This is a genomic window from Actinomycetospora sp. CA-101289 (genome assembly GCF_050955895.1).
Classification (GTDB): Bacteria; Actinomycetota; Actinomycetes; order Mycobacteriales; family Pseudonocardiaceae; genus Actinomycetospora.
Genome location: NZ_CP192093.1, coordinates 1,955,237 through 1,974,227 on the forward strand (window position 1 = coordinate 1,955,237; position 18,991 = coordinate 1,974,227).

Here is an 18,991-nt window from a genome sequence, read left to right on the forward strand (position 1 = left end):
CTCACACCGTCGGGTGACGCGCGTGCGACCGTCCGGGTGGCGTCGCGGCGAGGACCCGGACGCCGCTCGGTAGACGTTGCCCTCGTCGCCCGGTTGGTTGAAGCTGGACACACCCGGTGGATGTCCGGAGGCGGAGGGAGGGTCGCGGCGGTGCTGCAGTGTTGCCCCAACGGCGCCCGGCCCGCCGACGTGTACCCCGCCGTCCCCATGAGCCCGCGCCACCTGGCGCGTGACGCGCGCGCGGTCGCCGCGCTCGGTGTCCAGAGCCTCCACGTGCACCCGCGCGACCGCGACGGGCAGGAGAGCCTCGCCCCCGGCGTGATCGGCACGGTCGTCGGCACGATCCGCCGCGAGGCCCCCGAGCTCGAGATCGGTGTCACCACCGCGCGCTGGGTCGAGCCCGACCCCTTCAAGCGCACCGAGCTCATCGCGCAGTGGGGCAAGCTGCCCAAGCACGCACGCCCGGACGTCGCGGCGGTCAACGTCCACGAGCGCGGGTGGCAGGGCGTCTGCGCGGCCCTCGACGCGGTCGGCATCGGTGTCGAGCTCGGCGTCTGGACCACCGGCGACGCCGTGCAGCTCAAGCAGGCCGGCCTGCCGCGCGGCACGGTCCGGGTGCTGGCCGAGGTCACGGTCACCGATCCGGACACGGCGGTGGCCGAGGCCGTGCGGATCCTCAAGGCCCTCGGGCCGGTGCCCGCGCCGATCCTCCTGCACGGCGAGGAGGGCGGCACCTGGCCGGTGCTCGAGTACGCCAAGCGCAACAACCTCGACACCCGCATCGGCTTCGAGGACACCCTCAAGGGCCCGGACGGCACGTGGCTGGCCACGGGCAACGAGGAGCTCGTGCGCTACGCGCAGGGCAAGGACGTCGCGGGCCGCTACGAGCGCCGCCGCTCGGGGTCGCGCACCGGCGGGCTGTTCACCTCGGGCCGCTGGCCCGGGTCCCGCGCCGAGCACCGGCGGTAGCTACCCGACGATCGTGGCCACGATCCCGGCGAGGTGCGACAGGCGGGCGAGCTCGGAGGGCCGGAAGGCGGGTCCGCCCGGGCGGCCGACCACCAGCGCCCGCTCCGGGCGCCCCAGCGGGGCGGCGGCGAGCTCGGTGTCCAGGTCGGTCCACGCCTCGGGCACGCCGTGACCGCCGGTCGGGTCGAGCACGGTGGCCTTGGACAGCGGCAGCCAGCGCAGCTCGGCGGCCTCGGTCTCGGGGGCGGCCGCGCTGGAGGCGACGCGGCGCACCCGGGGGCCCTGTCCGGTCGCCTCGGTGACCAGCGCCCAGGCCGACCGGAAGAGCCCCGGCACGCCCTCGGTGAGCAGCGCGACCCCCCGCTCGGGGTGCGCGGCGACCGCCTCGACCAGCTCGAGCTCGCGGGTGGTGTCCAGCGCGCCGGCGAACGGGCGCACCGACTCGACGACCACGCCGGTGACCGACTCGGCGGCGGTGATGAGCACGTCCGGCGGCCGCGAGCTGGGCATGTCGACGACGAGGTCGTCGACCGCGGACCCGCCGCCGCGCTCGACGACGTCCACCGAGAGGATGTCCGCGCCCTCGGCGCCGAGGGCGGAGGCGAGCGCTCCGAGGGTGCCGGGCCGATCGGGCAGCACCACGCGCAGCAGGTAGGTCACGACCCTCCTCGACGTCCCGGACACCCGATACCCCGCCCGCGGCGCCACGGCGGCCGCACCGAGGTACCCCGCCGTCGGGTCCGCGCATCCTCCCAGGCCGACCCCGACGGGGCGAGCGTCGATCACGCCCGCAAACCTCGTCGAGGCCCGTCTCGCCGCGGTCCTAGACTGGACGTGCGCGGCCCACGCCGACCCCGGAGGGACATGTCCGACATCACGCGCGACGACGTCGCCCACCTCGCCCGACTGGCCCGACTCGCGGTCACCGACGACGAGCTGGACACGTTCTCGCGACAGATCGATGCCATCGTCGACACGGTCTCGGCGGTGGGGGACATCCCGGACGACGTCCCGCCGACCGCCCAGGTGGTGCCGCAGACCAACGTCCTGCGCCCCGACGCGGTCGAGCCCTCGCTGCCACGGGAGGCCGCCCTCGCCGGCGCCCCGTCCGCCGAGGAGGGGCGCTTCCGCGTGCCGCGGATCCTGGGGGAGGAGCTGTGAACGAGCTGCTCTCCCTCGACGCCGCCGAGCTGGCGCGTCGCCTGCACGCCCGTGAGGTGTCCTCGGTGGAGGTCACCCGGGCCCACCTCGAGCGCATCGAGGCCGTCGACGGGGACGGCGGCCCCGACGGGGTCCACGCGTTCCTGCACGTCGACGCCGACGGCGCGCTGGCCGCGGCCGAGGCGGCCGACCGGGCGATCGCCGACGGCGGGCCCGTGTCACCGCTGGCCGGGGTGCCGATCGCGGTCAAGGACAACATGACCACGACGGACATGCCGACCACCTGCGGGTCCCGCATCCTCGAGGGCTGGCGCCCGCCGTACGACGCGACGGTCGTGGCCCGGCTGCGGGCCGCGGGCCTGGTGCCGCTGGGCAAGACCAACCTCGACGAGTTCGCCATGGGCAGCTCGACCGAGAACTCCGCGTTCGGGCCCAGCCGCAACCCCTGGGACCTCACGCGCATCCCCGGCGGTTCCGGCGGCGGCTCGTCCGCCGCCGTCGCCGCCGGCGAGGCGCCCCTGGCGCTCGGCTCGGACACCGGCGGCTCGATCCGCCAGCCCGGCGCGGTCACCGGCACGGTCGGGGTCAAGCCGACCTACGGCACGGTCTCCCGCTACGGCCTCGTGGCGTTCTCGTCGTCGCTGGACCAGATCGGGCCGTGCGCGCGGTCGGTGCTCGACGCCGCCCTGCTGCACGAGGTGATCGGCGGGCACGACCGCAACGACCAGACCTCGGTGGACGCTCCGCTGCCGCCGGTGGTCGAGGCCGCGCTGGCCGGCGCCCGCGGCGACCTGGCGGGCGTGCGCGTGGGCGTCGTGAGCCAGTTCGCCGGCGAGGGCTACCAGCCCGGCGTGTCGGCCGCGTTCACCGACGCCGTGCGGGTGCTGGGCGAGCTGGGCGCGGACGTCGTCGAGGTGTCCTGCCCCTCGTTCTCCTACGCCCTGCCGGCGTACTACCTCATCGCGCCCAGCGAGGCGTCGAGCAACCTCGCCCGCTTCGACGCCATGCGCTACGGGCTGCGCGTCGGCGACGACGGGACCCGGTCGACCGACGACGTCATGTCGCTGACCCGCGAGGTCGGGTTCGGGGCCGAGGTGAAGCGCCGCATCATGATCGGCACGCACGCCCTGTCCGCCGGCTCGTACGACGCCCTCTACGGCAAGGCGCAGCGCGCGCGCACGCTGATCGTCCGCGACTTCACCGCCGCGTTCGAGACCTGCGACGTGCTCGTGTCGCCGACCACGCCCACCACGGCGTTCCCGATCGGCGAGCGCGCCGACGACCCGCTGGCGATGTACCTCGCCGACCTCTGCACGATCCCGACCAACCTCGCGGGCAACGCGGCGCTCTCGGTGCCGTGCGGGACCTCCGCCGACGACGGCCTGCCCGTCGGCCTGCAGGTGATGGCGCCCGCGCTCGCCGACGACCGCGCCTACCGCGTGGCCGCCGCCTACGAGACCGCGCGCGGGGAGCCCACCGGCCCGCGCATCCCGGAACTGCGTGCCCTGGAGGCGACGCGATGACCGCCACCGTCGAAGCGGCGCCCTACACCGTCGAGGAGGTCTGCGAGCAGTTCGACCCGGTGATGGGTCTCGAGGTGCACGTGGAGCTCAACACCGCGACCAAGATGTTCTGCGGCTGCGCCAACGCGTTCGGCGCCGAGCCCAACACGAACGTCTGCCCGGTCTGCCTGGGCCTGCCCGGCGCGCTGCCGCGGGTCAACGGGGCGGCGGTCGCGTCGGCGATCACCATCGGCCTGGCGCTGAACTGCCGGGTGCGCGAGCGGTCCGGGTTCGCCCGGAAGAACTACTTCTACCCGGACATGCCGAAGAACTTCCAGATCTCCCAGTACGAGGACCCGATCGTCTTCGACGGGTACCTCGACGTGCCGCTCGACGACGGCACCACGTGGCGCGTGGAGATCGAGCGCGCGCACATGGAGGAGGACACCGGCAAGTCGCTGCACGTCGGTGGGGCCACCGGACGCATCCACGGCGCGGACTACTCGCTGCTGGACTACAACCGCTCCGGCGTGCCGCTCATCGAGATCGTGACGCGCCCGATCCTGGGTGCCGGGGTGCGCGCCCCCGAGGTGGCGCGCGCCTACGTCACGGCGCTGCGCGACGTGCTGCGCGGCCTCGGCGTCTCCGACGTCCGCATGGACCAGGGCTCGATGCGCTGCGACGCCAACGTGTCGCTGATGCCGAAGGGCACCACGACGTTCGGCACGCGCACCGAGACCAAGAACGTCAACTCGCTGCGCTCGGTGGAGCGCGCGGTGCGCTACGAGATGGGCCGCCATGCCGGCGTGCTGCTCTCCGGCGGCACGATCCGCCAGGAGACCCGGCACTTCGACGAGCAGTCGGGCACGACCTCGCCGGGCCGGCCGAAGGAGACCTTCGCCGACTACCGCTTCTTCCCCGAGCCCGACCTGCCGCCGCTGGAGCCCTCGCGCGACTGGGTCGAGACCCTGCGCGCGGGCCTGCCCGAGCGGCCCTGGGAGCGCCGGGCGCGCATCCAGACCGAGTGGGGGCTGTCCGACGAGGAGCTGCGCGACCTCGTCAACGCCGAGGCCCTCGACCTCGTGGCCGACACCGCTGACGCCGGCGCGCCGCCCGAGGCCGCGCGCTCGTGGTGGGTGTCCTACCTGTCCCAGCAGGCCAACACCGCCGGCGTCGCCCTCTCCGAGCTCGCGATCACCCCGGCGCAGGTCGCCCGGGTCATCGCGCTCGTGGCCGACGGCACGCTGACCAACAAGCTCGCCCGCCAGGTGGTCGACGGCGTCCTCGCGGGCGAGGGCGAGCCCGACGAGGTCGTGGCCGGCCGGGGTCTCGCCGTGGTGAGCGACGAGAGCGCGCTCACCGCCGCGGTGGACGAGGCGCTGGCCGCGCAGCCCGCCGTCGCCGAGAAGATCAAGGCGGGCAAGACCAAGGCGGCGGGCGCGATCGTGGGCGCGGTGATGAAGGCGACCCGGGGGCAGGCGGACGCCGCACGCGTCCAGGAGCTGGTGCTGGAGCGGTGTCGCTGACCGGTTGCCCGCGACCAACATCTTTTTTCGAGACCTCCCCGTAACCCATCCGGGTTCCTCCCGTTGGGGGATTCAGGGAGCGGCGAGTAGCCGTTCCTGAGCGGGGCGTCACCGAGCGCACGATCCGGTGCCGCCGTCCGCGCATCCCCCCGACGCACACGAAGTACAGGAGGAACCCGCATGGGTGCACACCGTGCCCGTCAGGTCAGCACGGTCGGCAGGATCGCCGGCCGCGGTGCGCTGACCGCTGCGGCGGCGCTCGCCCTCACCGGCGGGACCGCGTCGTTCGCGTTCGCCGACGAGGCGCCGAGCTTCGACAACACCGCGAACACGCTCGAGGACGTCGCGTCCGGCACCGTCGAGAGCGCCCAGGAGCTCCCCGAGACCGAGGCGCCCACCACGGTCAAGGGTGGCGAGGAGTTCGTCGGAGGCCACGCCTCCGCGGTCCAGCACGACGTCAACCGCATCACCTCGGCGCTGACCTCGGACCTGCAGACGCACGCGAACGCCGCGGGCGTGCCGGTCGGGAGCCAGGCCACCGACACCGAGCAGGAGATCTCCGGCGCGGTGAACGAGGTCTCGGGCCAGGTCCACGACGAGACCGGCGCCGGCGCCCAGTCGATCGACGACGCGGTCGAGGGCGGTTCCAGCATGCTCTCCTTCTCCTGATCCGCTCCCCAGATCAGGACAGGCCCGCGGCCCCGTTTCCTCCCCACCCCCGAGGCGGAGGGACGGGGCCGCGGTGTGTCCCGGGAGTGTCAGCGAAGTGGCTTCGCTGACGTTGAGTGGTCCGTATCGGTACTTCGATCACTCGCGGGAGAGCGCGCCTAATCCGCCCCGCTCGCGCCGCCCGAGGGCGGGCGGATGCGCACGACGCGGTCGTCGGTGGGCGTCACCGTCCCCCCGCCGTCCTTGTTGGCGGTGGTGAACCAGATGAGCCCGTCGGAGGCGACGTCCGCGGCGGTGATCCGCCCGTAGGTGCCCGCCAGCACCGCCTGGGGCGTGCCGACGAACGAGCCCTGCGGCGTGGGGCGCAGCACGAACATGGCCGCCGAGCCCTCGAGCCCGACGACGAGCGTGCCCGGCAACGCCGCGCACCCGGCGACCCCGGGGCGCTCGGGCCACGTCCAGGCCGGGGCCGACGTCGCCTCCGGACCCGGCGCGACCCCGGGCCGCACGGCCAGCAGGACGTCGCGGGCCCCGGCGCGGTCGGTGACCCAGCTGACGCCCGACGCCGGGTCGGCGCAGACGTCCCCGGGCGCGTGCAGGCCGCTGCCGACCACCGGCGACGCCGGGTCCGGCGTGCCCGGCGCGGGCCGCCCGAAGGGGTCGATGCGCAGCAGCTTGCCCGCCAGCGAGGTGGGGGAGGCCGCCGCCGTGGCGTTGCCGCCGTCGCCCGTGGCCACCAGCAGCGTGCCGTCGGGCTCCACGCCCACGGCGCCGCGGTTGCCCGACCCGCCGCGTGGGATGCCGCCGAGCACCGTCTTGGGCACGTCGCCCGGCGCGATGCGCATGACCGCGTTGCCGCCGGCGGTGGTGGCGTAGACGTAGAGGAGCTGGTCCTCCGCGTAGGACGGGGAGAGCACGAGCCCGGTCAACCCGCCGTCGCCCGCGGCGTCGACCGGCACGGTGGCCACGGTCTCCGGCGGCTCCTCGGGCGTGATCCGCAGGATGCGCCCCGTGGTGCGCTCGGCCACCAGCGCCGCCTGCCCGCCGGGCAGGGTGACGACGGCCGACAGCGGGGCGAGGCACGTCGCCACGACCTGCGGATCCGGGTCGACGCACGGCGGGGGCACCGAGGGCCCGCCGGAGTTCGGGGCGGGCGTCGGCTCGCCGGTCTCGGGCAGCCGGGGCTGCGGGGCACGCTCGGCGCCGAGGTCGGGGCGCTCGCGCCACGGCTGCTGCCCGGCGTCGGGGAACTGCGCGCACCCGGCGAGCAGCGCCGCGAGCGTGAGCAGCGCCGCGAGGATCGCCCTCGTCCGCCACGGTCCCGCCACGGCTCGACACAGTAGGCGCCCGCGGCTGTGCCGGCCGTGAGACGGGTGGACTAGCGTCCGCGGACCGTGAGCAGCGAACCGGTGACCGTCCTGGTGCCGCACGACGAGGGCGAGCAGGCGCTCGCCGGGATCGAGGGCCTCGAGCTCGTCCGCTACGACGAGCAGGCCGACGCCCTGCCCGACGCCGCCGACCGGGCCGAGGTCCTGATCCCCGGCTTCCTGACGACGACCGACGCGCTGGAGCTGGTCGAGCGCTGCCCGCGGCTGCGCCTCGTGCAGCTGCTGTCGGCGGGCGCGGAGATGTGGGTCGGCCGGCTCCCCGAGGGCGTGGGGCTCTCGGACTGCCAGGGCGCGCACGGCGGCGTCACCGCCGAGTGGGTGCTGGCCGCGACGCTGGCCGTGCTGCGCGAGATCCCGCCGTTCGTCCGCGCGCAGGACGAGGGCCGCTGGGACCAGCACATCACCGACACGCTCACCGGCAAGCGCGTCCTGCTCGTCGGCGCGGGCGACCTCGCCGAGCAGACAGCGCGCCGCCTCGAGACCTTCGACGTCGCGACCATCACGCGCGTCGGGCGCCGGGCCCGCGAGGGGGTGCACGCGACCTCGGAGCTGCCCGACCTGCTCGGGGAGCACGACGTCGTCGTCCTTCTCATCCCGCTCACCGACGAGACGCGCGGGATGGTGGACGCCGACTTCCTCGCCGCGATGCCCGACGGCGCCCTGCTGGTCAACGCCGCGCGGGGGCCCGTGGTCGACACCGACGCCCTGATCGCCGAGCTGCGCGCCGAGCGCCTGCGCGCGGTCGTCGACGTCGTCGACCCCGAGCCCCTGCCCGCCGACCACCCGCTGTGGAGCGCGCCGAACCTGCTGATCACCCCGCACGTCGGCGGCAGCGTCCCCGGGCACCTCGAGCGCGCCTACCGCGTCGTGCGCACCCAGCTCGAGGCCGTCGCCCGCGGCGAGGACCCGCCGAACCTCGTGACCGAGGGCTACTAGACGGTCTCCAGCGCCCGCCGCCAGGTGTCCGCGACCAGGGCGCCCAGGAGCTCCGTGTCCACGGACTCCGGCGCGAGCTGGTGCTGCATGCTGATCCCGCGGAGCTGCCCGAGCACCGCGACGGCGACGGCGTGCGGGTCGACGTCCGCGCGCACCGCGCCGTCGGCCACGCCCTGCGCGACGTCGGCGTGCAGGTCGGCGCGGAAGCGCTCGTCCCGCTCGGCGAAGATCGGCGCGAGCTCGGGCGAGGTGGGCGCCGTGGCCCAGAGCAGCAGGAACGCGCGGCTGGCCACGCCGGCGCCCGCGAGCGCCCGGACGTAGCCGGCGACCAGTCGCAGCAGGTGCTCGAGCCCCGCCGGCACGTCCTCGAGGCCCGCGACGAAGCCGGCCTGGGCGCTGCGCGCGAGCGCCTCGAGCAGGGCCTGCTTGGAGCCGAAGTGGTGGGTGACGATCCCGCGGCTGTAGCCCGCGCGCTCGCCGACCCGGGCGAGGGTCAGCGCGGACACCCCGGCCTCGACGACGAGGTCGGCGGCGGCCGCGAGCAGCGCCGCCTCGGTGTGGGCGCGGCGCTCCTCCTGGGTGCGGCGGGGACGGGACGCCGTGCGCTCGCTCGTCGTCCCCGTGTCCACGGCACCACGGTATCGCGACACTTACTTGCGGGACAACACGCAAGTATGTAGAACCGAGAGCGGCGGACGACGACGGAGGAGCAGGCGATGAGGGCGTGGACGAACGTGACCACCGGGGCGGGCGAGGAGATCGTGTGCGTGCAGGTCGAGGACGGCGACCCGTTCGCGGTGCTGGCGCTGGGGCGGCACACCGTGGCGCTCACGCGCGACGAGTGCCGCCGGATCGCCGACGCCCTGCGGGCGGCGTCGCACCGGCGTCCACCCTGGGTGTGAGTGGGTGTCCGTGCTCCAGCACGGACACCCACGCACGAGACCGGAGGTCAAACGCTCCGCACGGCCCCCGTCGCGCCGGAGGTCACGAGCTTCGCGTAGGCGCGCAGGGCGCTCGTGAGGTGCCGGTGGCGCTCGACGGCCGGCTGCCACGGGCGCTCCGAGGCCTCCATCTTGGCGCGGCGCTCGGCGAGCACGTCGTCGTCGACGAGCACCTCGATGCGCCGAGCGTCGACGTCGAGGAGGATCTCGTCGCCGTCCTGCACCAGGGCGATCACCCCGCCGGCGGCGGCCTCGGGGGAGATGTGGCCGACCGAGATCCCGCTCGAGCCGCCCGAGAAGCGCCCGTCGGTGACCAGCGCGCACACCGCGCCGAGGCCCGCACCCTTGAGGAACGCGGTGGGGTGCAGCATCTCCTGCATGCCGGGCCCGCCGGCGGGGCCCTCGTAGCGCACGACCAGCACGTCGCCGGGCTGTACCTGCTTGCCGAGGATCACCGAGACGGCCTCCTCCTGGCTCTCGACGACGCGCGCCGGACCCCGGAAGTGCCGCCCGTCCTCGGGCAGCCCGGCGCTCTTGATCACCGCGCCGTCGGGGGAGAGGTTGCCGCGCAGCACGGCGAGCCCGCCGTCGGCGGAGAACGCGTGCGCGACGTCGTGGATGACGCCGTCCGCGCCGTTGGTGTCCAGCGAGGACCAGCGGTTGGTCGTCGAGAACGGCTCGACGGTGCGGACACCGCCCGGCGCGGCGTGGAAGAGCTCGACGGCCTCGTCCGACGGCGCGGTGCCGCGGATGTCCCAGGTGCCCAGCCACGCCTGGAGCGACGGGGCGTGGACGGCGTGCACGTCACGGTGCAGCAGCCCGCCACGGTCGAGCTCGCCGAGGATCGCGGGGATGCCGCCGGCGCGGTGCACGTCCTCCATGTGGTGGCTGGAGTTGGGCGCGACCTTCGACAGGCACGGCACCCGGCGGCTGACCGCGTCGATGTCGGCGAGCGTGAACCCCAGGTCGGCCTCGTGGGCGGCGGCGAGGATGTGCAGCACCGTGTTCGTCGAGCCGCCCATGGCGACGTCGAGCGCCATCGCGTTCTCGAAGGCGTGCCGCGACGCGACGTTCCGCGGCAGCACCGACTCGTCGTCGTCGGCGTACCACCGCCGGGCCAGGTCGACGACGGTGCGCCCGGCGTCGAGGAACAGCTCGCGGCGGGCGGCGTGCGTGGCCAGCGTCGACCCGTTGCCGGGCAGCGAGAGGCCCAGCGCCTCGGTGAGGCAGTTCATCGAGTTCGCCGTGAACATCCCCGAGCACGACCCGCACGTCGGGCACGCCGAGCGCTCGACCTCGGTCAGGCCCTCGTCGCTGACCTGCGACGACGCCGACGCGGAGATCGCGGTGATGAGGTCGGTCGGCGCCTGCGCGACGCCGTCGACGACCACGGCCTTGCCGGCCTCCATGGGCCCGCCGGACACGAAGACCGTCGGGATGTTCAGCCGCAGCGCGGCGTTGAGCATGCCCGGCGTGATCTTGTCGCAGTTCGAGATGCACACCAGCGCGTCCACCGCGTGGCCCTGCACCATGTGCTCGACCGCGTCGGCGATCACCTCGCGCGACGGCAGCGAGTGCAGCATCCCGCCGTGGCCCATCGCGATGCCGTCGTCGACGGCGATGGTGTGGAACTCACGCGCGATGCCGCCGGCCTCGCGCACCGCGCCCGCGACGAGCTCGCCCATCTCCTTGAGGTGCACGTGCCCCGGCACGAACTGGGTGTAGGAGTTGGCGATCGCGACCAGCGGCTTGCCGAAGTCGGAGTCGGTCAGGCCGGTGGCGCGCCAGAGGGCTCGCGCCCCGGCGGCGTTGCGACCCTGGGTGGTGACGCGCGAGCGCAACGGCGGCACGGGTGACCTCGCAGGAGACGATCAGTGGTGGGTGACCGCGAGGCTACGCGCGCGCCTCGCCGTCGCCGTCCTGAGTGTCAGCGGAGTGGCGCCGCTGACGATCAGTGTCCGTAGCGCCACTCTCATCGGCCGGTGGGTCGACGTCCGCGTCGTCGCTCGTCGCCTCGGCCTCGGCCTCGACCTCGACCTCGACCTCGGCCTCGGCCTCGGCCTCGGCCTCGACCTCGGCCTCGACCTCGGCCTCGACCTCGGCCTCGCGCTCCCGCAGCCGCGCCACCCGCATCCGCGTGGCCTCGAGCTCACGCTCGTGCTCGCGGGCCGCGGCGACCTCCTCGGGCGTGGGCATCGTGATCCGCCCGCCGCTGGCCTGCGCCACCCGGCCGAGGTCGCGGGCCCGGACACCGGTCAGCGCCTGCTCGCCCTCGCCGGTGCGCACCGCCCGCACCCAGCCGCGTGAGGCGACCCGCAGCGTCGCCACCTCGCCCCACGGCAGCCGGCGCGACCCGACCGCCGACACGACGCGCAGCGCGTCGGTGTCCACGACCGTGCGCGTGCGCACCAGCCACCACGCGAGCGCCAGGGGCACGAGGAAGAGCAGGAACCACGGCCCGCCCTGGAACGCGATGGGGGAGATGCCGACGGCCACGAACCCCACCGCGACCAGCGCGGGCAGGGGCACGGCCCGGAAGGTCGCGGGGCTCGCCGTGGGTGCTGCTCCGGCCGCCACCGTCTCCTCGCTCGTCACCGGGTCGATGGTGCCACTCCGGAGAACGGGGGGCGGTTTGACGCCACCTGGAGGCCACGCCTACTCTCGGGCTCGTGATCCAGCGTCGAATTCTCGTACTCCCGGGGCGCGTCAGCGCCTGACGGGTCGCGATCCACCGCACCCGCCCTGAGTACCTGCTGACGCGCCTGCCCTCCCCGCCCTCGAGGCGGTGGGGGCTTTTTCATGTTCGGCTCCTGCTCTCGCTCACCCAGCACCCGGAATCGACCTCTCGAGGCACACACCCGATGACCACAGCCAGACCCACCGCGCCCCCCGGCACCCCGGGCACCGCGGCGAACGGCTCGCGGCGCCCCGCGCCGCGCTCCGGCGTCCCCAGCGAGCAGCAGGACACCGCCCTGCAGGCCCCGCTGCACCCGGACGCCCCCCGCCCGACCCACGTCGACCCCGAGCCCGCGACCGGCGCGCAGTCGCTGGTGCGCTCGCTCGAGGCCGTCGGGTGCGAGGTCGTGTTCGGCATCCCGGGCGGCGCGATCCTCCCGGCCTACGACCCGCTGTTCGACTCGACGCTCGTGCGCCACATCCTCGTGCGCCACGAGCAGGGCGCGGGCCACGCGGCCACCGGGTACGCGCAGGCCACGGGCCGGGTCGGCGTCTGCATCGCCACGTCCGGCCCCGGCGCCACCAACCTCGTCACGCCGCTGGCGGACGCGATGCTCGACTCGGTGCCGGTCGTCGCGATCACGGGGCAGGTCGGGCGCAAGCTCATCGGCACCGACGCGTTCCAGGAAGCCGACATCTGCGGCATCACGCTGCCGATCACCAAGCACAACATGCTGGTGACCGACCCGGCGGACATCCCGCGGGCGATCACCGAGGCGTTCCACATCGCCTCGACCGGGCGTCCCGGGCCGGTGCTCGTCGACCTGCCCAAGGACGTCCTGCAGGCCGCCACCACCTTCCGCTGGCCGGTCGAGACCCAGCTGCCGGGCTACCGGCCCACGACCCGGCCCCACTCCAAGCAGATCCGGGAGGCCGCCCGCCTGATCGGCGAGGCGCGTCGTCCCGTCCTCTACGTCGGCGGCGGTGTGATCAAGGCCGAGGCCTCCACCGAGCTCCTCGACCTCGCCGACGAGACCGGCGCGCCCGTGGTCACCACCCTCATGGCCCGCGGCGCGTTCCCCGATGGCCACCGCCAGAACCTGGGGATGCCCGGCATGCACGGCACCGTCGCCGCCGTGGCGGCGATGCAGAAGGCCGACCTGCTCATCGCCCTCGGGGCGCGGTTCGACGACCGCGTCACCGGCGACCTGTCGACGTTCGCCCCGGACGCCAAGGTCGTCCACGCCGACGTCGACCCGGCCGAGATCGGCAAGAACCGCACGGCCGACGTGCCGATCGTGGGCGACGCCCGCGAGGTGATCACCGAGCTGACCACCGCGCTGCGCACCGCCGGCGGCCGGGACGACCGCCAGGAGGCGCTCGCTCCCTGGTGGGAGCAGCTCGAGCGGTGGCGCACCACGTTCCCGCTGGGCTACGACCACCCCGCCGACGGGACGCTGTCGCCCGAGTACGTCATCGAGCGCATCGGTGCCATCGCCGGCCCGGACGCCATCTACTCCGCGGGCGTCGGGCAGCACCAGATGTGGGCCGCCCAGTTCATCCGCTACGAGAAGCCGCGCACGTGGCTCAACTCCGGCGGCGCCGGGACGATGGGCTACGGCGTGCCCGCGGCGATGGGCGCCAAGGTCGGTATGCCCGACACCACGGTGTGGTGCATCGACGGCGACGGCTGCTTCCAGATGACCAACCAGGAGCTCGCCACCTGCGCGATCGAGGGCATCCCGATCAAGGTCGCGGTCATCAACAACGGCAACCTCGGCATGGTCCGCCAGTGGCAGACCCTGTTCTACGAGGAGCGCTACTCCAACACCGAGCTCGGCACGCACAAGCACCGCGTGCCCGACTTCGTGCTGCTCGCCGAGGCCCTCGGGTGCGTCGGGCTGCGCTGCGAGTCGCGTGACGACGTCGATCGCGTGATCCGTGAGGCCATGGCGATCGACGACCGCCCGGTGGTCATCGACTTCACGGTCGGCGCGGACGCGCAGGTGTGGCCGATGGTCGCCGCCGGCACGGGCAACGACCAGATCATGGCCGCGCGCCACATCCGCCCGCTGTTCGACGACCCCGAGGCCGTCCAGGCCGACGAGGTCTCGCGCGCGGACCACCCCGTCGACGGCGAGGGGCCGGTCGCATGACGACGCACACGCTGTCGGTCCTCGTCGAGGACAAGCCCGGCGTCCTGGCCCGCATCTCGGGCCTGTTCTCCCGCCGCGGCTACAACATCCAGTCGCTCGCCGTGGGCCCCACCGAGGAGGAGGGGATCTCGCGCATGACGATCTGCGTGACCGTCGACGAGTTCCCCCTCGAGCAGGTCACGAAGCAGCTCAACAAGCTCGTGCACGTCATCAAGATCGTCGAGCTGGAGCCGACCTCGTCGGTGCAGCGCGAGCTCGTGATGATGAAGGTGCGCGTCGACGCGACCGTGCGCTCGCAGGTCCTCGAGGTCACCCAGATGTTCCGCGCCAAGGTCGTCGACGTCTCGCCCGAGGCGGTCACGGTCGAGGCCACGGGCACCGAGGACAAGCTCGCCGCCCTGCGCCGCATGCTCGAGCCCTACGGCGTCCGCGAGGTCGTGCAGTCGGGGATGGTGGCGCTGGCCCGCGGGCCGCGCTCCATCGCCGCGCACCACCGCTAGATTGCCCCGTCATCAGTCCCGGAAGGAAGTAGTCCCAGATCATGAGTGCCCCGACCACCGGCAACGCCGAGGTCTTTTACGACGACGACGCCGACCTCTCGATCATCCAGGGGCGCAAGGTCGCCGTCATCGGCTACGGCAGCCAGGGGCACGCGCACGCGCTGTCGCTGCGTGACTCGGGCGTCGACGTGCGGGTCGGCCTGCCGGAGTCGTCGAAGAGCCGTGCCTCCGCCCAGGAGGAGGGGCTGCGCGTCGTCACGCCGGCCGAGGCGTCCGCCGAGGCCGACGTGATCATGATCCTGGCGCCGGACACCCGCCAGCGGTTCATCTACGCCGACGACATCGCGCCCAACCTGAACTCGGGCGACGCGATCTTCTTCGGGCACGGGTTCAACATCCGGTACGACCTCATCCAGCCGCCCAAGGACATCGACGTGGCCATGGTCGCGCCGAAGGGCCCGGGGCACCTGGTGCGCCGCCAGTTCGTCGACGGCAAGGGCGTGCCGTGCCTGATCGCCGTCGAGCAGGACGCGACGGGCGGGGCCCAGGCGCTCGCGCTGTCCTACGCCGCGGCGATCGGCGGCGCGCGGGCGGGCGTCATCAAGACGACCTTCACCGAGGAGACCGAGACCGACCTCTTCGGCGAGCAGGCCGTGCTCTGCGGCGGCACGTCGGCGCTGGTCCAGGCCGGGTTCGAGACGCTGGTCGAGGCCGGCTACCAGCCCGAGATCGCCTACTTCGAGTGCCTCCACGAGCTCAAGCTCATCGTCGACCTCATGTACGAGAACGGCATCTGGGGCCAGCGGTACTCGATCAGCGACACCGCCGAGTACGGCGACCTCACCCGCGGCCCGCGCATCGTCAACTCGGCGGTCAAGGACGAGATGCGCAAGATCCTGGGCGAGATCCAGGACGGCACCTTCGCCCGCGAGTGGGTGGCCGAGGACGACAACGGCCGCCCGAACTTCACCAAGCTCGAGGACGAGGGCAAGGCCCACCAGATCGAGCAGGTCGGGGCCAAGCTCCGCGGCCTCATGCCGTGGATGGCGCGCCCGACCAACTGAGCCGTCCGGAAGTAGTGCCTGAACGAACGAACGGCGCTTTCGTCGCATCAGAAGCAGCGAAAGCGCCGTTCGTTCGTCCGGCACGAAGGGCGCACCGGGCGCTCTCGGCCGTGTGAATCGGTTCACGACCGGTCGGTACGGTCGCCGTGATGCGGGCACGATGACCCGCGAGCACGTCGGCGTGTGACATCGGTAGTGCAGGGCTCGTCGGCGTGTGGACCCACCGCCGACCCCCGGGAGCGATCACACGTGACCACCGCCGCCAGCTTGCCCGTCGTCCTGATGGCCGAGAAGCTCGCGCCGTCGACGCTGGAGGTGTTCGGCGACGAGGTCGAGATCCGCACCGTCGACGGCACCGACCGCGCCGCGCTGCTCGAGGCCGTCGCGACCGCCGACGCCCTGCTGGTCCGCTCGGCCACGCAGGTCGACGCCGAGGTCTTCGGCGCCGCCAAGCAGCTGACGGTCGTCGGCCGCGCGGGCGTGGGCCTCGACAACGTCGACGTGCCCGCCGCCACGGCCGCGGGCGTCATGGTCGTCAACGCGCCGACCTCGAACATCGTCTCCGCCGCCGAGCACGCCATCGCGCTGCTGCTGGCCACCGCGCGCCACATCCCCGCCGCGGACGCGAGCCTGCGCGCGGGCCGCTGGGAGCGCAGCAAGCTCAACGGCGTCGAGATCCAGGGCAAGACCGTCGGCGTCATCGGCCTGGGCAAGATCGGGCAGCTGTTCGCCGCACGCATCGCCGCGTTCGGCACGCACGTCATCGCCTACGACCCCTATCTGCCGCAGAGCCGCGCCACCCAGCTGGGCATCGAGCTCGTCGAGCTCGACGAGCTGCTGCGCCGCAGCGACATGATGACCATCCACCTGCCGAAGACCCCGGAGACCCAGGGCCTCATCGGCAAGGAGGCGCTGGCCAAGACCAAGCCGGGCGTCATCATCGTCAACGCCGCGCGCGGCGGGCTCGTCGACGAGGACGCGCTGGCCGAGGCCGTGCGCACGGGCCACGTCGCCGGCGCGGGCATCGACGTCTACGTCACCGAGCCGACGACGTCCTCGCCGCTGTTCGAGCTGCCGCAGGTCACCGTGACCCCGCACCTCGGTGCCTCCACCGCCGAGGCCCAGGACCGCGCCGGCACCGACGTCGCGCACTCCGTGCTCGCGGGCCTGCGCGGCGACTTCGTCCCCGACGCCGTCAACGTCTCGGGCGGCGCGGTCGGCGAGGAGGTCCGGCCGTGGCTGGGCATCACGCAGAAGCTCGGCACCCTGCTCTCCGACCTCGTCGGCGCCCCTGGCGAGCTGCAGGTGCAGGTGCGCGGCGAGCTGGCGCACGAGGACGTCTCGGTGCTCTCGCTCGCGGCGCTGCGCGGGGTGTTCGGCGAGGTCGTCGACGAGCCCGTCACCTTCGTCAACGCCCCGGCCCTGGCCGAGGAGCGCGGCGTCCGCGTCTCCGTGGAGACGGCCAGCGAGAGCCCCAACCACCGCAGCATGGTCACGCTGCGGGCGGTGCGCGACGGCGGCGACGCCGTGACGGTGTCGGGCACCCTGACCGGCGCCGACGAGGTCGAGAAGCTCGTCGAGATCAACGGGCGCAGCTTCGACCTGCGCGCCGAGGGCCACGTGCTGCTGTTCGAGTACTCCGACCGCCCGGGCGCGATGGGCACCGTCGGGACGATGCTCGGCGAGTCCGACGTCAACATCGAGGCCGCCCAGCTCTCGCAGCTGCGCGATCGCTCCTCGTCGATCATGCTGCTGCGCGTCGACCAGCCGGTCGCGAGCGAGGTCCTCGAGCCGATCGGCCGGTCGCTCGGTGCGCGGACGACGCGGTTGATCTCCTTCGGCTAGCGGGGTTGCTCCCGGCGGGGGAGCGGGCCGAGCCCAAACCCCGCCGGGCGCACGAACCCCGGACGAGACCGAATTCGCTCGATGCGGCGATCCGGTTCCGTGATCGACCGACACGCCTAGTAGTCTCCGCGGGTCGGCCCCGGTCACCCCGTCGCGGGGCGACCCGCTCGTGGAGGTTGTTGCGGATGCGACTCGCGGTGGTGCCCGGCGACGGCATCGGTCCCGAGGTCGTCGGCGAGGCGCTGAAGGTGCTCGACGAGGTCGCCCCCTCGGTGGAGACGACCCAGTACGACCTCGGCGCGGCGCGGTGGCACTCCACCGGCGAGCTGCTGCCGGAGTCGGTGCTCTCGGAGCTGCGCGAGCAGGACGCGATCCTGCTCGGTGCGGTCGGCGACCCGTCGGTCCCCAGCGGGATCCTCGAGCGCGGCTTACTGCTGCGCCTGCGCTTCGAGCTCGACCACCACGTCAACCTGCGTCCGGCGCGGCTCTACCCGGGCGTGCGCGGGCCGCTGTCGGCGAACCCGGAGATCGACCTCGTCGTCGTGCGCGAGGGCACCGAGGGGCCCTACGCGGGCACCGGCGGCCTGCTGCGCAAGGACACGCCGCAGGAGATCGCCACCGAGGTCAGCATCAACACGGCGTTCGGCGTCGAGCGCGTGGTGCGCGACGCGTTCACGCGCGCGTCGAACCGCCCGCGGCGCAAGCTGACGCTGGTGCACAAGACGAACGTCCTGACCCACGCCGGCTCGCTGTGGTCGCGCGTGGTGGAGGAGGTCTCGCTCGAGCACCCCGAGGTCGCCGTCGACTACCAGCACGTCGACGCGACGACCATCCACATGGTCACCGACCCGTCGCGCTACGACGTGATCGTCACCGACAACCTGTTCGGCGACATCCTCACCGACCTCGCGGCGGCGGTCACCGGGGGCATCGGGCTCGCGGCGTCGGGCAACCTGGACGTCTCGCGCGCCAACCCGAGCATGTTCGAGCCGGTCCACGGGTCGGCGCCGGACATCGCGGGCAAGGGCATCGCCGACCCCACGGCCGCCATCCTGTCGGTGGCGCTGCTGCTCGACCACCTCGGTGAGCCCGAGCTCGCGCGCCGCGTCGAGGCCGCGGTGGCCTTCGACCTGGCCACCCGCGACCACGGCAGCCCGGGCGGCACCCACGCCGTGGGCGACCGCCTCGCCGCCCTCGTCTCCTCGGCCGCGGGCACCCGCACCCCGGCGTAGGCGCGGCGAGCCGGTGCCAGCGTGGCGGCCACGCTGGCGTTCAACGCCAGTATCCCCACCACGACCATGAGCCCGCGCCGGTGGGCGTGGGTCGTGGCCGCGGTGGAGCTCGCGTGCGGGATCGTGGTGGCGGCGTACTTCGTCGTCCTCGGCCTCACCGCGCCGGACACCTCGGACCGGACGATGTTCGACCGCGCCTTCCCGTTCGCGCTGGCGGTCCTCGGGTTGGCGCTGCTGGGGACGATGGCGTGGTGGAGCGCGCGCCGGGCGCGGACGCCCCCGGAGCGCGTCGATGATCGTGGGGGATTTGCTGGCGTTGAACGCCAGCGTGGCCCCCACGCTGGCACAACACGCCCGCTGAAGGGAGTGGGTCGACGAGCAGGAACCGGTGGCCGCGGGCGCGCCGTGAGCGCGGGCGCGGGATAG

Annotated in this window: 18 protein-coding genes; 13 read left to right on the forward strand and 5 right to left on the reverse strand. The window is 73.9% G+C overall.

Annotated features, from left to right (window positions below):
• Positions 1-120 precede the first annotated feature (120 nt).
• A complete protein-coding gene (locus tag ACQPX6_RS09680) occupies positions 121-969 on the forward strand; it encodes a 3-keto-5-aminohexanoate cleavage protein (protein WP_433787095.1) in 849 nt (282 codons plus the stop codon).
• On the opposite strand, the gene ACQPX6_RS09685 is transcribed toward ACQPX6_RS09680, so the two are convergent.
• Complete coding sequence (locus ACQPX6_RS09685) at positions 970-1,629, reverse strand: ACT domain-containing protein (RefSeq protein WP_433787096.1); 660 nt, start codon at positions 1,627-1,629, stop codon at positions 970-972.
• Positions 1,630-1,833: 204 nt separating this feature from the next.
• On the opposite strand from ACQPX6_RS09685, the gene gatC reads away from it, so the two are divergent.
• The 4 genes from gatC to ACQPX6_RS09705 all read left to right on the forward strand — a co-directional run bounded on the left by gatC (position 1,834) and on the right by ACQPX6_RS09705 (position 5,827).
• The gene (gatC, locus tag ACQPX6_RS09690) at positions 1,834-2,130 is read left to right on the forward strand and encodes an Asp-tRNA(Asn)/Glu-tRNA(Gln) amidotransferase subunit GatC (protein WP_433787097.1); all 297 of its coding nucleotides are present in this window, start codon (positions 1,834-1,836) and stop codon (positions 2,128-2,130) included.
• Positions 2,127-3,653, forward strand: coding sequence for an Asp-tRNA(Asn)/Glu-tRNA(Gln) amidotransferase subunit GatA (gatA, locus tag ACQPX6_RS09695; RefSeq protein ID WP_433787098.1), 1,527 nt, complete (start codon positions 2,127-2,129; stop codon positions 3,651-3,653). The genes gatC and gatA overlap by 4 nt, the downstream gene beginning before the upstream one ends.
• On the forward strand, positions 3,650-5,158 hold the full coding sequence (gene gatB, locus ACQPX6_RS09700) for an Asp-tRNA(Asn)/Glu-tRNA(Gln) amidotransferase subunit GatB (protein ID WP_433787099.1): 1,509 nt from the start codon (positions 3,650-3,652) through the stop codon (positions 5,156-5,158). The genes gatA and gatB overlap by 4 nt, the downstream gene beginning before the upstream one ends.
• 180 nt (positions 5,159-5,338) lie before the next feature.
• Positions 5,339-5,827, forward strand: coding sequence for a hypothetical protein (locus ACQPX6_RS09705; protein ID WP_433787100.1), 489 nt, complete (start codon positions 5,339-5,341; stop codon positions 5,825-5,827).
• A gap of 158 nt (positions 5,828-5,985) precedes the next feature.
• Here ACQPX6_RS09705 and ACQPX6_RS09710 read toward each other — a convergent pair whose 3' ends face one another.
• The gene (locus ACQPX6_RS09710; protein ID WP_433787101.1) at positions 5,986-7,155 is read right to left on the reverse strand and encodes a PQQ-dependent sugar dehydrogenase; all 1,170 of its coding nucleotides are present in this window, start codon (positions 7,153-7,155) and stop codon (positions 5,986-5,988) included.
• Positions 7,156-7,221: 66 nt separating this feature from the next.
• On the opposite strand from ACQPX6_RS09710, the gene ACQPX6_RS09715 reads away from it, so the two are divergent.
• Entirely contained in the window at positions 7,222-8,151 is a 930-nt protein-coding gene (locus ACQPX6_RS09715) for a 2-hydroxyacid dehydrogenase (RefSeq protein WP_433787102.1), read from the forward strand.
• On the opposite strand, the gene ACQPX6_RS09720 is transcribed toward ACQPX6_RS09715, so the two are convergent.
• On the reverse strand, positions 8,148-8,780 hold the full coding sequence (locus ACQPX6_RS09720) for a TetR/AcrR family transcriptional regulator (RefSeq protein WP_433787103.1): 633 nt from the start codon (positions 8,778-8,780) through the stop codon (positions 8,148-8,150). The genes ACQPX6_RS09715 and ACQPX6_RS09720 overlap by 4 nt on opposite strands.
• 87 nt (positions 8,781-8,867) lie before the next feature.
• On the opposite strand from ACQPX6_RS09720, the gene ACQPX6_RS09725 reads away from it, so the two are divergent.
• Positions 8,868-9,053 (forward strand): hypothetical protein, encoded by a 186-nt coding sequence (locus ACQPX6_RS09725; RefSeq protein ID WP_433787104.1) that lies wholly within the window; start codon positions 8,868-8,870, stop codon positions 9,051-9,053.
• A gap of 47 nt (positions 9,054-9,100) precedes the next feature.
• On the opposite strand, the gene ilvD is transcribed toward ACQPX6_RS09725, so the two are convergent.
• Both ilvD and ACQPX6_RS09735 read right to left on the reverse strand, forming a co-directional pair.
• Positions 9,101-10,942, reverse strand: a complete 1,842-nt coding sequence (gene ilvD / locus ACQPX6_RS09730) for a dihydroxy-acid dehydratase (RefSeq protein ID WP_433787105.1) — start codon at positions 10,940-10,942, stop codon at positions 9,101-9,103.
• A gap of 43 nt (positions 10,943-10,985) precedes the next feature.
• The gene (locus ACQPX6_RS09735) at positions 10,986-11,687 is read right to left on the reverse strand and encodes a PH domain-containing protein (RefSeq protein WP_433787106.1); all 702 of its coding nucleotides are present in this window, start codon (positions 11,685-11,687) and stop codon (positions 10,986-10,988) included.
• Between the two features lie 266 nt (positions 11,688-11,953).
• Here ACQPX6_RS09735 and ACQPX6_RS09740 point away from each other — a divergent pair, with 266 nt between their 5' ends.
• From ACQPX6_RS09740 to ACQPX6_RS09765, 6 genes are all read left to right on the forward strand, one after another.
• Positions 11,954-13,924, forward strand: a complete 1,971-nt coding sequence (locus tag ACQPX6_RS09740) for an acetolactate synthase large subunit (RefSeq protein WP_433787107.1) — start codon at positions 11,954-11,956, stop codon at positions 13,922-13,924.
• The gene (gene ilvN / locus ACQPX6_RS09745; protein ID WP_433787108.1) at positions 13,921-14,424 is read left to right on the forward strand and encodes an acetolactate synthase small subunit; all 504 of its coding nucleotides are present in this window, start codon (positions 13,921-13,923) and stop codon (positions 14,422-14,424) included. Before ACQPX6_RS09740 ends, ilvN begins: the two co-directional genes overlap by 4 nt.
• A gap of 41 nt (positions 14,425-14,465) precedes the next feature.
• Positions 14,466-15,488, forward strand: coding sequence for a ketol-acid reductoisomerase (gene ilvC, locus ACQPX6_RS09750; protein WP_433787109.1), 1,023 nt, complete (start codon positions 14,466-14,468; stop codon positions 15,486-15,488).
• Positions 15,489-15,770: 282 nt separating this feature from the next.
• Positions 15,771-17,333 carry a phosphoglycerate dehydrogenase gene (gene serA / locus ACQPX6_RS09755; RefSeq protein ID WP_433788235.1) on the forward strand — a complete coding sequence of 521 codons (1,563 nt, stop codon included), beginning with the start codon at positions 15,771-15,773 and terminating at the stop codon, positions 17,331-17,333.
• Positions 17,334-17,518: 185 nt separating this feature from the next.
• A complete protein-coding gene (locus tag ACQPX6_RS09760; RefSeq protein ID WP_433787110.1) occupies positions 17,519-18,565 on the forward strand; it encodes a 3-isopropylmalate dehydrogenase in 1,047 nt (348 codons plus the stop codon).
• A gap of 21 nt (positions 18,566-18,586) precedes the next feature.
• Positions 18,587-18,991 (forward strand): hypothetical protein, encoded by a 405-nt coding sequence (locus ACQPX6_RS09765; RefSeq protein WP_433787111.1) that lies wholly within the window; start codon positions 18,587-18,589, stop codon positions 18,989-18,991.

Coding starts and splice junctions, on each gene's coding strand:
- ACQPX6_RS09680 (WP_433787095.1), top strand. CDS start 121: ATGTCCGGAGGCGGAGGGAGGGTCGCGGCGGTGCTGCAGTGTTGCCCC.
- gatC (WP_433787097.1), top strand. CDS start 1,834: ATGTCCGACATCACGCGCGACGACGTCGCCCACCTCGCCCGACTGGCC.
- gatB (WP_433787099.1), top strand. CDS start 3,650: ATGACCGCCACCGTCGAAGCGGCGCCCTACACCGTCGAGGAGGTCTGC.
- ACQPX6_RS09705 (WP_433787100.1), top strand. CDS start 5,339: ATGGGTGCACACCGTGCCCGTCAGGTCAGCACGGTCGGCAGGATCGCC.
- ACQPX6_RS09725 (WP_433787104.1), top strand. CDS start 8,868: ATGAGGGCGTGGACGAACGTGACCACCGGGGCGGGCGAGGAGATCGTG.
- ACQPX6_RS09740 (WP_433787107.1), top strand. CDS start 11,954: ATGACCACAGCCAGACCCACCGCGCCCCCCGGCACCCCGGGCACCGCG.
- ilvN (WP_433787108.1), top strand. CDS start 13,921: ATGACGACGCACACGCTGTCGGTCCTCGTCGAGGACAAGCCCGGCGTC.
- ilvC (WP_433787109.1), top strand. CDS start 14,466: ATGAGTGCCCCGACCACCGGCAACGCCGAGGTCTTTTACGACGACGAC.
- serA (WP_433788235.1), top strand. CDS start 15,771: ATGGCCGAGAAGCTCGCGCCGTCGACGCTGGAGGTGTTCGGCGACGAG.
- ACQPX6_RS09760 (WP_433787110.1), top strand. CDS start 17,519: ATGCGACTCGCGGTGGTGCCCGGCGACGGCATCGGTCCCGAGGTCGTC.